The 13058-nt window shown below is 45.7% G+C and carries 11 protein-coding genes; all 11 read left to right on the top strand.

Features of this window, described 5'->3' with window-relative positions:
• Positions 1-192 precede the first annotated feature (192 nt).
• The 11 genes from ftcD (at position 193) to DESYODRAFT_RS23080 (ending at position 13058) form a co-directional block, all read left to right on the top strand.
• On the top strand, positions 193-1092 hold the full coding sequence (gene ftcD, locus DESYODRAFT_RS23130; RefSeq protein ID WP_007786784.1) for a glutamate formimidoyltransferase: 900 nt from the start codon (positions 193-195) through the stop codon (positions 1090-1092).
• A gap of 41 nt (positions 1093-1133) precedes the next feature.
• Entirely contained in the window at positions 1134-1760 is a 627-nt protein-coding gene (locus DESYODRAFT_RS23125) for a cyclodeaminase/cyclohydrolase family protein (protein ID WP_007786782.1), read from the top strand.
• A 157-nt stretch (positions 1761-1917) separates the two neighbouring features.
• Positions 1918-2793, top strand: coding sequence for an AraC family transcriptional regulator (locus DESYODRAFT_RS23120; RefSeq protein WP_007786781.1), 876 nt, complete (start codon positions 1918-1920; stop codon positions 2791-2793).
• Between the two features lie 222 nt (positions 2794-3015).
• Complete coding sequence (gene lepA, locus DESYODRAFT_RS23115) at positions 3016-4821, top strand: translation elongation factor 4 (RefSeq protein ID WP_007786779.1); 1806 nt, start codon at positions 3016-3018, stop codon at positions 4819-4821.
• A 118-nt stretch (positions 4822-4939) separates the two neighbouring features.
• Positions 4940-6136 carry a radical SAM family heme chaperone HemW gene (hemW, locus tag DESYODRAFT_RS23110; RefSeq protein WP_007786778.1) on the top strand — a complete coding sequence of 399 codons (1197 nt, stop codon included), beginning with the start codon at positions 4940-4942 and terminating at the stop codon, positions 6134-6136.
• 264 nt (positions 6137-6400) lie between these two features.
• Positions 6401-7432 (top strand): heat-inducible transcriptional repressor HrcA, encoded by a 1032-nt coding sequence (gene hrcA, locus DESYODRAFT_RS23105; protein WP_007786776.1) that lies wholly within the window; start codon positions 6401-6403, stop codon positions 7430-7432.
• Between the two features lie 124 nt (positions 7433-7556).
• Positions 7557-8159 carry a nucleotide exchange factor GrpE gene (gene grpE, locus DESYODRAFT_RS23100; RefSeq protein WP_007786775.1) on the top strand — a complete coding sequence of 201 codons (603 nt, stop codon included), beginning with the start codon at positions 7557-7559 and terminating at the stop codon, positions 8157-8159.
• Between the two features lie 21 nt (positions 8160-8180).
• On the top strand, positions 8181-10022 hold the full coding sequence (gene dnaK / locus DESYODRAFT_RS23095; protein WP_007786773.1) for a molecular chaperone DnaK: 1842 nt from the start codon (positions 8181-8183) through the stop codon (positions 10020-10022).
• Positions 10023-10270: 248 nt separating this feature from the next.
• Positions 10271-11377, top strand: coding sequence for a molecular chaperone DnaJ (dnaJ, locus tag DESYODRAFT_RS23090; protein ID WP_007786771.1), 1107 nt, complete (start codon positions 10271-10273; stop codon positions 11375-11377).
• Between the two features lie 15 nt (positions 11378-11392).
• Positions 11393-12319, top strand: a complete 927-nt coding sequence (prmA, locus tag DESYODRAFT_RS23085; RefSeq protein ID WP_007786769.1) for a 50S ribosomal protein L11 methyltransferase — start codon at positions 11393-11395, stop codon at positions 12317-12319.
• Between the two features lies 1 nt (position 12320).
• Entirely contained in the window at positions 12321-13058 is a 738-nt protein-coding gene (locus DESYODRAFT_RS23080; RefSeq protein WP_007786766.1) for a 16S rRNA (uracil(1498)-N(3))-methyltransferase, read from the top strand.

Here is a 13058-nt window from a genome sequence, read left to right as displayed (position 1 = left end):
CAGGATAATATTTATAGAAACAATCTAGAATACTACTACAAACCTTCTTTAAGTATAGGGCTTAGAAAGAAGGTTTTTGCCATTTAGTGTAGAATTGGACGGATTGGGTAGTTCGCTGGGTTAACTAAGGACAACATTTGCAGGATCAGTTTTTGATATAGTCCTTAAACGTTAGAGAGGGGTCAGTATAAAATGGGAAAACTCGTAGAATGTGTACCAAATTTTAGTGAGGGCCGTCGCCCGGAGGTTATTGAGGCTATTGTAGCGGAGGTTAAAAAGGTCAGGGGGGTTAAGCTGCTTGATGTCAAGCCTGATGCCAGTCATAACAGAACGGTGGTGACCTTTGTCGGTGAACCGCAAAGTGTCAAACTTGCGGCTTTTAATGCTTGTGCTAGGGCGTGTGAATTAATCGATATGGAAGTACATCAGGGTGGACATCCTCGGGTTGGAGCGACAGATGTGGTTCCGTTCATCCCTGTTAAAGAGGTAAGCATGGAAGAATGTGTTCAACTGGCCAACGAGCTCGGTGCCGAGATCGCTGGTAAACTGGGCATCCCGGTTTATCTATACGAGGAAGCGGCTAAAGTGCCGGGCCGCAGGAGGCTTCCTGACGTAAGAAAAGGAGAATACGAAGGGCTGAAAGAAGAGATCAATAAGCCTGAACGTCATCCAGATTACGGCCAGCCTAAGATGCATCCTACAGCGGGAGCCACTGTAGTCGGGGCCCGTCAGTTTTTAGTGGCTTACAATATTAACCTTGGCACCAACGATCTCAGCATCGCGAAAAAAATTGCTGATTCCATCCGTGAGGTCAAAGGGGGATTCAAGTATGTGCGGGCGATGGGAGTAATGCTGGAGGAGCGGGATGTGGCTCAAGTATCTATCAACATGGTTAATTACACCGGGACCCCATTATATCGGGTTTTTGAGACTGTAAAATCTGAGGCAGCCCGGTATGGCGTAAATGTTATTGGCAGTGAATTGATAGGGGTAACTCCGCTGCAGGCACTGCTTGATGTTGCTGAGTTCTATTTACGCTTGGAGGATTTTGACCGCAAACAGGTTTTTGAAGAGAATTTGGGTGAGGACTAAATTCGAGGTTCGATCAAACCAATGATTAGGGGGTAGATGAAGTGTTAATTGAAAAAACAGTGAGTGGATTTATTGAGGAGTTAGCCAGTAATTCCCCAGCTCCAGGTGGTGGGAGTGCGGCGGCTCTTGCTGGATCCTTAGGAGCTGCACTGAGTATCATGGTTTGTAATTTTACAGAAGGTAAGCCTAAGTTTAGTGGTGTACAAGATGAGATTAGTCAGATAAAACAAAAAGGGCTGGCCTTAAAAAATGATCTGACAGACTATATTGACGCGGATACGAATGCTTTTGACGAAGTCATGAAGGCTTATAAATTGCCTAAGGATACGGATGCCGAAAAAACCTTAAGGTCTGAAAAGATTCAGGAGGCAACCATAGGAGCGAGCCTTCCGCCCCTTAAAGTAGCTGAGTCTTGCGTTGAAGTCTTAAAGCTTTCCCTGAGGGTCTTAACCATTGGTAATCCAAATACGGCCTGCGATGCAGCAGTTTCCGGAGTTACGGCTTATGCAGGTTTTCAAGGGGCAATTTTCAACGTGAAGATTAATTTGAGTTCAATTAAGGATGAGACATTTCTTCAAAATGTCCGGGATAAGATCCTAGTGTTGCAAGACGAGGCGGATAAAACGAACCAATTAATTTTAGATCGAGCCCGGGAGGTCATTGGTTAAAGATAGAATGGATAAGAGAGCCTTCGACGGAGGCTCTCTTATCCATTCAAAGTGAAGAGGGGTCCAGCTCAGCGATTAACCCTACATAATTGTGCACGAAGTGTCGGACAGCTCTATTCGAAGTTTGCTATTCTATTGGTGAAAGGAGGTCAGATCAATGGATTTGCTTGAAAGGTTAAATGGAGCCTTAAACTATATTGAAGAAAACATTACGGATACTATTGAAGCTAAAGAAGTCGCGAGGCTGGCTTTTTGCTCTGAATATCATTTTAAACGGATGTTTTCGTTCCTTGCAGGTGTAACTCTGTCGGAGTATATTCGCCGCAGACGGCTTACCCTTGCAGCTTTTGAACTTAATAATAGCAACTTAAAAATCATTGATATTGCTCTTAAATATGGATACAGCTCTCCCGACTCGTTTACAAGAGCCTTTCAAAGCTTGCATGGTGTTACTCCGTCAGAAGCCAGAACTAATGGCCAAACCTTAAAAGCCTATCCACCGATGACCTTTCAGCTATCAATTAAAGGAGGCAATGAAATGAATTATCGAATTGTAGAAAAAGAGGCATTTCGCATCGTAGGTATTAAGAAACGAGTTCCTATAATTTTTAAGGGAGTTAATCCGGAGATTGCGTCTATGTGGCAAAGTTTAACCTTAGAGAGGATCGATGTCCTTAAGAAATTGTCAAATGTTGAACCGGTGGGGCTGCTTAGTGCATCAGCAAACTTTTCAGAAGGCCGGATGGAAGAGAAAGGAGAGCTTGATCACTATATCGGTGTGGCCACAAATAAAGAGTGTCCGGATGATCTGACTCAGCTTGAAGTGCCCGCTTTAACATGGGGAGTGTTCGAAGCTGTCGGGCCATTTCCTGATACTCTGCAAAATGTTTGGGGACGTATCTACTCGGAGTGGTTTCCCTCCTCAAATTATGAAGCAACAGAAGGACCGGAAATTTTATGGAACGAGCACAAAGATGTAACTTCACCAATGTTTAAGAGTGAAATCTGGATACCGATTAAGAAACGGAAATAGTTTAGCAGGGAGTGACAGGGGGACGGGGTTATTGACACAACAGAATTGTGTCGATACCTCCGTCCCCTTGTCACTGGCGTCCTCCTTCGCTGCCGGGAGCAGTGCAGCAATTACATTGCCAGGATGAATTCTTGCGGAATTCCCCCTTAAGCTGTTATACTAAGTATTTAGAATATCTAAATTTGCTTAATTAAAACTTGTTATAGAAATGAGGGCAGGACCTTGGCACAGGCTTCACAACGTATCCGGAATTTTTCGATTATCGCACATATCGATCATGGCAAATCAACGCTAGCTGACCGGTTGATAGAATATACCGGGGCCTTGAGTAAACGGGAAATGGAAGAGCAAGTCCTTGATAACATGGATTTGGAACGTGAGCGTGGAATTACGATTAAGCTTCAGACAGTGCGCTTAAGTTACAAATCTAAGGATGGTGAGATCTATGAGCTTAATCTCATTGATACTCCCGGGCATGTAGATTTTACTTATGAGGTATCCCGCAGTTTAGCGGCCTGTGAAGGGGCCCTGTTGGTGGTTGATGCAGCGCAAGGTATTGAGGCTCAAACTCTGGCTAATGTTTATCTTGCTTTAGAGAATGATCTGGAGCTGATTTCGGTTATAAATAAAATCGACCTCCCTAGTGCCGACCCTGAGCGGGTCAAACAAGAAATTGAAGATGTGATTGGCCTGGATGCAAGTGAGGCTGTTCTGGCTTCAGCGAAGACAGGGGCTGGAATCGAAGAGATCCTGGAAAGGATTGTAACCATGGTCCCGCCTCCCCAAGGGGATGATCAAGCGCCCTTGAAAGCGTTGATTTTCGACTCTAAATTTGATGCCTATAAAGGTGCTATTTCTTATATTCGAGTTGTGGAGGGCCGGGTTGCTAAAGGTACGACCATGAAAATGATGTCGACTGGAAAAACCTTTGAAGTAACTGAAGTAGGGGTATTTTCTCCTGCGATGCGCCTTGTTGATGAGCTTAAAGCGGGTCAAGTCGGGTTTATTGCTGCCAGCATCAAAAATGTTAAGGATACTCAGGTTGGGGATACGATCACGGATGCGGACAATCCGGCGGCTGAAGCACTTCCGGGGTATAGGAAGTCCACTCCTATGGTGTTTTGCGGACTCTATACTGTGGAGGCCAGTGATTACAATCGGCTGCGCGATTCGTTGGAAAAGCTTCATCTTAATGATGCAAGTCTGATCTTCGAACCCGAAACCTCGGTTGCCTTAGGTTTCGGATTTCGGTGCGGTTTTCTCGGCTTACTCCACATGGAGATTATCCAGGAACGGTTAGAACGGGAATATGACCTGAATTTGATCACAACGGCACCGAGCGTTATTTATAAGGTAAACACTATAAAAGGGGAAGTTTTAAGTATTGATAATCCATCCAATCTTCCTAAAGTCGATCAAATTGTTAGCATAGAAGAGCCCATCGTTAAAGCGACTATTTTAGTTCCCTCTGAATTTGTGGGCGCAATCATGGAACTTAATCAGGAAAAACGCGGAACCTATTGTAATATGGATTACGTGTCCACCAATCGGGTGAAGTTGGTTTATGAACTTCCTTTGAGTGAGATTGTCTTTGATTACTTCGATCAATTAAAGTCAAGGACCAAAGGGTATGCGTCATTGGACTATGAGCTGACGGGCTATAAAGAAACGAATCTCGTTAAAATCGATATCCTTTTGAATGGGGAAATGGTTGATGCCCTTTCGTTCATTGTTCACCGGGACAAGGCTTATAGCCGGGCAAGGAAGATGGTGGAAAAGCTCCGCGGCATTATTCCCAGACATATGTTTGAAATTCCAATTCAGTCAGTGATTGGCAATAAGGTTATTGCCCGTGAAACGGTTAGCGCCATGAGAAAAGACGTCTTATCCAAATGCTACGGCGGAGATATTTCCCGTAAACGCAAACTTCTTGAGAAGCAGAAAGCAGGGAAAAAGCGGATGAAGCAAGTAGGCAGTGTGGAAATCCCGCAGGATGCTTTCATGGCGGTATTGAAGATCGAGGATTAAACCATAGAACACTGCTTAAATGATCTTAGTGGCTTAAGAATTGGATTGTAAGTGGCTAAGTGATTAAGTGATCATAAGGCAGAGTATCTTTATTAACCAGGAAAAGGTGAGCAAGCGTATGCCATCCCTCTACGTTCATGTCCCATTTTGTCTGAAGAAATGCGATTACTGTGCTTTTTATTCCCACTCACTGGCGGATTCCGCCGAGGATCTTAGCGCTATGTATCTGGAAGGCCTGGAAATTGAGGTAGCTAAGAAGCAGCAAGATGCCCTAGAGGGGGTGTCTTCTCTTTTTATAGGGGGCGGAACTCCTACTGTACTAAAGGAAACGGATTTAGAAGGACTGCTGACCATGATTCACAGGTATTTCCCCATGAGTTCAAGCGTTGAGCAAACCATGGAGGGAAATCCGGGGACTCTGACGGATAGAAAGATTGAACTAATCCGCAGTTTTGGGATCAATCGATTTTCTTTAGGAGTTCAGTCGTTCGATGATCAGTTGCTGGGCGCTGTGGGGCGTATTCACACTGCCCAGCAAGCCCGCGAAGCCATTGGACGATTAAGACAGGCCGGTTTTAAAAACCTTAACCTGGATTTGATGTTTGGGCTTCCGGCACAGAACATGTTGATATGGCAGGCGTCCCTGGAAGAAGCCCTTTCCTATTCACCTGAACATCTTTCCCTCTATGGATTGATGATGGAAGAAGGGACGCCGCTTTTTGAGCGATATGCTGAGGTGCCGGGGGAGGCGCGAGGAACGGGTTTTGGTTCCGCGCTTGCCGCTGACACAGAGCAGGTTGATTTACTTCCGGATGAAGATCTTCAGGCCGAGATGTATGAATGGGCAGTGAAACGTTTAAGGCAAGCCGGATATAGGCAGTACGAAACCTCCAATTTTGCGCGTCCCGGGTATGAATGTCAACATAACTTGGGATATTGGCGGGGCGGTGATTATATAGGTCTTGGCCCGGGAGGGGTATCTTGTTTGAATGGGGCGCGCTGGAAGAACATTGAAGATGTAACTGCCTATGTAAATCTCCTGTATAAGGGGGAAACTCCCCTCGATGAGTCCGGGCTGGAGGTATTATCTTTGCGTGAGCGTATGGCTGAGCGCATGATTTTGGGATTGCGTCTTGAGGAAGGGGTTCATCTTAAGGGGTTTGAAAATGATTTTGGCGCGGATCTCAGGGATATTTATGGAACTGTTTTGGAACGATATAATCATCAGGACGTTTTTGTGCTCAAAGAGGATTATCTTTGCTTAAATCGGAAATATGCTTTTGTAGCAAATGCTATCTTACAAGAATTTGTCTAAATGACTCGCGGGTCGAACCAGTTCGCGGATAAGCTTTGGATATACACTTTTTGGTAGAAAGTGAGCAGTTTTTAAGCAGCAATCTTTAAGCAAGAATCACCTAATTGATTCTTGACAAAGTGAAAATGACGTGGTAATGTGAAGACATCAGTTGTTAGCACTCATCGAGATAGAGTGCTAACAACGAAAGACAAAAAGAGACGTTGATATGTTTTGATGTTGTACTTGGCGTGGGGATCTGTTTTGAAAGCGGGGGAAGCATGTATGCAAATGGATGAACGCAAACGCAAAATATTACGAGCGATAGTTCAAGATTATATTGCTACCGCTGAACCGGTTGGTTCTCGAACGATTGCACGTAAGTTTGATTTAGGAGTATCTTCAGCGACGATTCGCAATGAAATGGCCGACTTGGAAGAGTTAGGATTTATTGAACAACCGTATACATCTGCGGGACGAGTGCCTTCGGATGCGGGGTATCGTTATTTTGTAGATTGTCTGATGGATCCCCAAGTACTGAATGCCGAGGATATGGAAATTATTGAACGAGAGAGCACCAAAAAAATCAATGAGCTTCAGGAAATCGTAGCACATACCAGCAAATTATTATCTGAACTTACCAATCTGACCAGTCTTGTGCTTGGTCCGCATAAAGGGAAAAGCACGTTTGGGAAAATGCATTTTCTGCCCTATCAGCCCGGGCAGGTTATAATGGTGATCGTTAAAGAAAACGGTGTGGTAGAGAATCATATTGTTGATGTCGGTGAAAATCTCACAGCGGAAGAATTGCAGCATGTAGCCGATGTCTTTAACCAGAAAATGCGTGGATATTCCATAAGTCAAGTCAAACGCAGTCTGCTGCATGAGATTTACAGCGAACTGTCCCGGCAGAGACTTTTGATAGATAATGCGCTGGATATGTTAAGAGCTATATTGGATAACGGCGAGGAAGATGAACGTATCCACCTTGGCGGAACTCTGAATATGCTCAATCAACCGGAATTTCGTGATTTAGGTAAGGTTAAAACCTTGTTCAAAGTATTCGAACAAAATGAACCATTGAAAAAACTATTAACCCCCCGCCAGGAAGGACTAAATGTCACGATCGGTGGAGAAAATACATTGAAGGAATTTCGTGATTGCAGCTTGATATCCGCGACTTATAAAGTTAACGGATTAACAATCGGGGCGGTGGGCGTACTTGGGCCGACCCGTATGGATTACGCCAAGGTTATTGCTATCGTTGATTTTATGACGCGAAGTTTGACGGAGGTTCTTACGAAGCGTAGGTTGTGACGATTTAACGAGGGCCGGAGTGAAATTGCTCCGCTCACGAAGACTTAGAGATGCGGTGACTGAGCCTTTTGGTTCATTCTATATAAATAATTAATAGTGATTAAGTTGCGAGAGGTGATTATACATGGCGCGAATGAGAGAAGAAACTCTCAGAGGCCGGGAGCTTAAAGATGAAGGTCAAGTGGAGGATACGCAAGAGCGTGACCTAGAGAATCCTCCTGGTGAAGATACTCTTGACAGCAATGATATGAGTCCTTTAGAAAAAGTTATGACACTGGAGGCGGAGCTTATCCAGGCTAAAGCTAAAGCGGATGAGCATTACAATCATGCGTTGCGATTACAGGCGGAATTTGACAACTACCGAAAACGGACCCAGAAGGAGAAGGCAGAGATTATTAAACACGCGTCTGAGCGTCTTGTTGCAGAGCTGCTTCCGGTTTTGGATAATTTTGAACGGGCTGCCAGCTCAGCTCAATCAAACCCGGATATCAATGCTTTTGCACAAGGTGTGGACATGATTTTCCGTCAATTGCAGACGGTGCTTAATAAAGAAGGACTTACGGCAATCGAAGCCCTTGGGCAGCCTTTTGATCCGAATCTGCATGATGCGGTTCTTCGAGTCGAATCGGATGAACATCCGGAAAATACAGTAGTGGAAGAACTTCAAAAGGGATATTACCTCAAAGAAAAAGTTTTGCGTCCTAGCATGGTTAAGGTTTCGAACTAGTTATAAAGGAGGATGATTATAATGGGTAAAATTATCGGTATTGACTTAGGTACTACCAACTCTTGTGTGTCAGTTATGGAAGGTGGAGAAGCTGTTGTCATCCCTAATGCGGAAGGAAATCGCACAACTCCATCCGTCGTAGGCTTTTCTAAAACCGGTGAGAGATTAGTCGGACAGGTCGCTAAGCGTCAATCCGTATCGAATCCGGATAAAACTGTAAGCTCCATTAAACGTCATATGGGTTCAGATCACAAAGTGAAAATTGACGATAAAACGTATAGCCCTCAAGAGATTTCTGCGATGGTTCTCCAGAAGCTCAAAACAGATGCAGAGGCTTATATCGGGCAGCCGGTTACCCAAGCGGTTATTACTGTCCCGGCCTATTTTACAGATGCCCAGCGTCAAGCAACCAAAGATGCCGGAGCCATTGCCGGCCTGGAAGTTCTGCGGATTATCAACGAGCCCACAGCTGCGGCCCTTGCTTATGGTCTTGACAAAAAAGACGATTCGACTGTTTTAGTCTTTGACCTGGGAGGCGGTACGTTTGACGTATCCATTCTCGAATTAAGTCAAGGTATGGTGGAAGTTAAAGCGACCAGCGGCAATAACAACCTGGGCGGCGACGATTTTGACCAGCGCTTAATCGATTATATGGTTGCGGAATACAAGAAAAGCCATGGTGCGGATCTTTCTAAAGACAGAGTTGCCCTGCAGCGTTTAAAAGAAGCCGCTGAAAAAGCTAAGATCGAGCTTTCCGGTGTTACGAATTCTAATGTTAACCTCCCCTTCATCACGATGACGGAAGAAGGACCTCAACACTTGGATATGAATATTTCCAGAGCTAAATTTGAGGAAATCACCTCTGATTTGGTGGATTCTACCATTGGGCCGACACGTCAAGCGATTGAAGATGCAAAACTATCCTGGAACCAAATTGATCAAATCATTTTGGTAGGTGGATCAACCCGTATTCCTGCCGTCGTAGAAGCTATTAAGAAAATTAGTGGTAAAGACCCTCACAAAGGGGTTAATCCGGACGAAGTGGTCGCCATGGGTGCCGCAATCCAAGGGGGCGTGCTCAGTGGTGAAGTTAAGGATATGATCTTGTTGGATGTAACTCCGCTTTCCTTAGGGATTGAAACCCTTGGCGGCGTATTTACCAGGATCATTGATCGCAACACGACGATTCCAACGACTAAATCTCAGACGTTCTCAACGGCTGCGGACAATCAGACCTCTGTTGACATTCATGTTCTCCAAGGGGAGCGTGAAATGGCCAGCTACAACAAGACCTTAGGACGTTTCCAGCTCACTGGAATTCCTCCTGCACCACGCGGCGTTCCACAAATCGAAGTTAAATTTGATATTGATGCCAATGGTATTGTTCACGTCTCCGCTAAGGATGTAGCAACTGGAAATGAACAAAAAGTGACGATTACGTCATCGACCGGTCTCTCTAAAGAAGATATTGAGAAAATGAAGCAAGACGCTGAAGCGCATGCAGAAGAAGACAAGAAGCATAGAGAGCTGATTGATGCTAAGAACGCAGCGGATTCGATAAGCTATCAAACTGAGAAAACCTTGAAGGAATTTGAAGGTAAGGGCGACGCTGCCGAAGTGGAAAGCATTAAGAAGGCAGTGGAAGAATTAAAAACAGCAGCTGCCGGTGATAATGTCGAGGAGATCAATGCTAAAACTGAGGCCTTGAATAAAGTGCTCCATCCTTATATTGAAAAAATGTATCAGCAGCAAGCGGCTCAAGACCCGAATGCAGGGGCTGGAGCACAACCTGGAGCCGAGCAGGCTAAAAAAGATGATGATGTAGTGGATGCGGAGTTCACTGAAGTTAAGAAGGATCAATAAAAGGGCGTAGGTCGGGTCGACGGGGTGGGCTGGAGCGAACTTGCTCCGCTCACCACGGCGCCGTCGCTATGGGAGGAATTTTGAGGGGTACAAAGCTTTTAAGCCTTGTGCCCGCATTTGTTTGTAGAAAATTATTAAAAATACCATTTAAATGGATATTTCCTTGTGCTTCAGGCTGAAGGGTCATATAATACTATAGGACTTTGCTGTCTGAATTGGATGGGTAAGCAGGAGTGTGGAGGAAAATAATGAAACGCGATAACTATGAGGTGCTCGGAGTCGAGCGCAATGCTAGTGAACAGGAGATTAAGAAGGCCTACAGAAAGTTGGCCCGTCAATATCATCCGGATGCAAACCCGGGAAATAAAGAAGCGGAAGAGAAATTTAAAGAAGTTGCAGAGGCCTATGATGTTTTAAGTGATCCGGAGAAGAGAGCGCGTTATGACCAATTTGGGCATGCAGATCCTGGTATGGGCGGATTTGGAGATGCCGGAGGCTTCGGTGACATTTTTGATATGTTTTTCGGCGGCGGCGGTGGCCAGCGGCGTGGCGGTCCGCAGCGTGGTTCTGATTTGCGCTATGCAATGACGTTGACCTTTGAAGAGGCGGCGTTTGGCGTTGAGAAAGAGATACAGGTTCCGCGGGACGAGACTTGTATGGATTGTCAGGGTTCCGGGGCAGCACCTGGAACGCATCCTACGACCTGTTCCCAATGTCATGGCACAGGGCAGGTCAAGGTTACTCAGCGGACTCCTTTTGGTCAGATTCAAACGGCAAGAACTTGTCCAAACTGTCATGGAGAAGGTCGTACTGTCAGCAGTCCGTGCTCTGCTTGTCATGGTCAGGGAAAGGTTCGTAAGGTTAAAACGATTAAGATTACTGTTCCCCAAGGTTCTGAGGACGGTTTGAACTTAAGGCTTAGCGGGGATGGTGAAGCCGGATCTAAAGGCGGGCCTCCCGGAGATCTTTATATCGTTTTGCAGGTTAAACCTCACAAGTTCTTTGAACGGGACGGAAATGATGTGTATTGTGAGGTTCCAATCACCTTTGTTCAAGCGGCTCTGGGCGCTGAGATCGAGGTTCCGACTCTGGATGGGGTTGTTAGTATGAAAGTTCCGGAAGGAACACAAACCTCTACGATCTTCAGGCTTAAAGGGCACGGTATACCGCGCCGCCGGGGAACGGGCCGCGGGGATCAGCATGTTCGAGTGGTTTTGACGACGCCGACAAAGCTGAATGAAAAACAAAAGAAACTCTTGCGTGAATTTGGAGAAGTCACTTCAGAACAACAGCAGATGGGAAAAAAGTCGTTGTTTGAAAAGTTTAAAGAAAACCTTCGCGATGCGATGGGGTAAAAAGGAGTATCAACAATGAAGTGGCGTGAAGTGGCGGTAACAGTTTCATCTGAAGGTGAGGAAACTGTTGCCGATCTTTTTTATGAATTAGGTTGTCCCGGCGTCAGTGTGGAAGACCCGGAACTATTGTTAAAGTACATGGAATCAGGAGAGTGGGATTACCATGCTTTTGGAGAGGTAGAATCTACTGGAACCTCCGTAGTGAAAGGGTATTTTCCCGAAGATGAAGAGCTTTCAGATAAGCTTGAGAGGCTTGATCTGGGTATTCGTAATCTCCTGGAACGCTATCCCGGTTGGGTCGTACAGAGTAAAGGGCTCTCATTGAAGGAAGAGGATTGGGAAACGGCTTGGAAGGCTTATTTTAAACCGATTCATATTGGCCGGCATTTCCTCATTAAACCAACCTGGGAGCAGGCTGATCTGAGACCAGGGGATGTGGTACTCGAACTGGATCCGGGGATGGCTTTCGGCACGGGAACTCATCCTACGACGACCTTATGTTTGAAGGCCTTAGAGGACCTGGTAAAACCAGGTCAAAGGGTTTTTGACTTAGGAACGGGTTCCGGAATTCTAGCCATTGCGGCCGCGAAACTCGGTGCTAAGGTGGATGCTGTGGATCTTGATTCGGTGGCCATCAAGGTGGCTCAGGAAAATGTCGCTTTAAATAAAGTGAATGACCAAGTGCGTGTATTACGAGGTGATTTAGGGACCGTGCTGGTAGGACAGGCAGATTTAGTCATCGCTAATATTATTGCCGATGTGATTTTAGTATTACTTTCGGATTTAAAACGCATATTACGCTTTGACGGCGAATTTTTGGCTTCGGGAATTATTGATAACCGAGCTGATGAGGTGGAAACTGCGCTGAAGGCGGCTGGGTTGGAGATTGTAGAACGAGTTGAGGATTCCGGCTGGATTCTATTTAGAGCAAGGTGGGCTTAGCATGAACCGGTTTAAAATTACTGAGCTTGGCAAGGATGTTTTTTGGCTGCGCGACGCGGAACGAGAGCATCTTGTCCGGGTGCTCCGACTTTCGCCGGGAGACTTGGTGGTGGGTTATGATAATACTGGGAAGGAGTATACCAGTGTTATTGTAAAGATCGAGGACAAAAGTGTTACATGCCGGATTCTAAGTACGGACCAGCCTGATGTAGAGGCCCATACTTCGGTATTTATGGTGGCAGGGCTCTCCAAAGGAGAGAAAATGGATTGGGTGATTCAGAAAGGAACCGAATTGGGCATGGCCGGTCTCATTCCTTTGCGCGCTAAACGTTCTATTGTACATATTGAAGGAAAAAAGGCCCGGGATAGAGTTGTTCGCTGGCAAAAGATCTCCTCGGAGGCTTCTAAACAATCTCATAGAGTACAAGAACCTGAAATATCGGAGGTCTGTGATTGGAAGGACTTGAAGGCGCTCCTGCCGGAGGATACTCAATGGCTGATTCCCTATGAAGAGGAGAAGAGTCAGCGTTTGAGCACGGTGCTAGGAATGATGAATGGGAAACACCCGATTGCTGTCATTATCGGCCCTGAGGGAGGGTTTGAGGAAACTGAGGTCGCTTGGGCCCGAGAAAATCTTGGTGCTCAAAGTGTTTCTTTGGGACCGAGGATACTTAGAACGGAAACGGCGGCTTTGGCGGCGTTGACGATGGTGCTGGGGTATTTTGGGGATTTAGGGTAA

The sequence above is a fragment of the Desulfosporosinus youngiae DSM 17734 genome (assembly GCF_000244895.1).
Lineage (GTDB): Bacteria > Bacillota > Desulfitobacteriia > Desulfitobacteriales > Desulfitobacteriaceae > Desulfosporosinus > Desulfosporosinus youngiae.
Note: the sequence above shows the minus strand (reverse complement) of the source record. Positions and strands in the feature narration are given on the sequence as shown.

What these genes read in the sequence shown, in the direction of transcription:
- hrcA (WP_007786776.1), top strand. Translation starts at nt 6,401, where the DNA reads ATGCAAATGGATGAACGCAAACGCAAAATATTACGAGCGATAGTTCAA.
- hemW (WP_007786778.1), top strand. Translation starts at nt 4,940, where the DNA reads ATGCCATCCCTCTACGTTCATGTCCCATTTTGTCTGAAGAAATGCGAT.
- grpE (WP_007786775.1), top strand. Translation starts at nt 7,557, where the DNA reads ATGGCGCGAATGAGAGAAGAAACTCTCAGAGGCCGGGAGCTTAAAGAT.
- dnaJ (WP_007786771.1), top strand. Translation starts at nt 10,271, where the DNA reads ATGAAACGCGATAACTATGAGGTGCTCGGAGTCGAGCGCAATGCTAGT.
- dnaK (WP_007786773.1), top strand. Translation starts at nt 8,181, where the DNA reads ATGGGTAAAATTATCGGTATTGACTTAGGTACTACCAACTCTTGTGTG.
- DESYODRAFT_RS23080 (WP_007786766.1), top strand. Translation starts at nt 12,321, where the DNA reads ATGAACCGGTTTAAAATTACTGAGCTTGGCAAGGATGTTTTTTGGCTG.
- DESYODRAFT_RS23120 (WP_007786781.1), top strand. Translation starts at nt 1,918, where the DNA reads ATGGATTTGCTTGAAAGGTTAAATGGAGCCTTAAACTATATTGAAGAA.
- ftcD (WP_007786784.1), top strand. Translation starts at nt 193, where the DNA reads ATGGGAAAACTCGTAGAATGTGTACCAAATTTTAGTGAGGGCCGTCGC.
- prmA (WP_007786769.1), top strand. Translation starts at nt 11,393, where the DNA reads ATGAAGTGGCGTGAAGTGGCGGTAACAGTTTCATCTGAAGGTGAGGAA.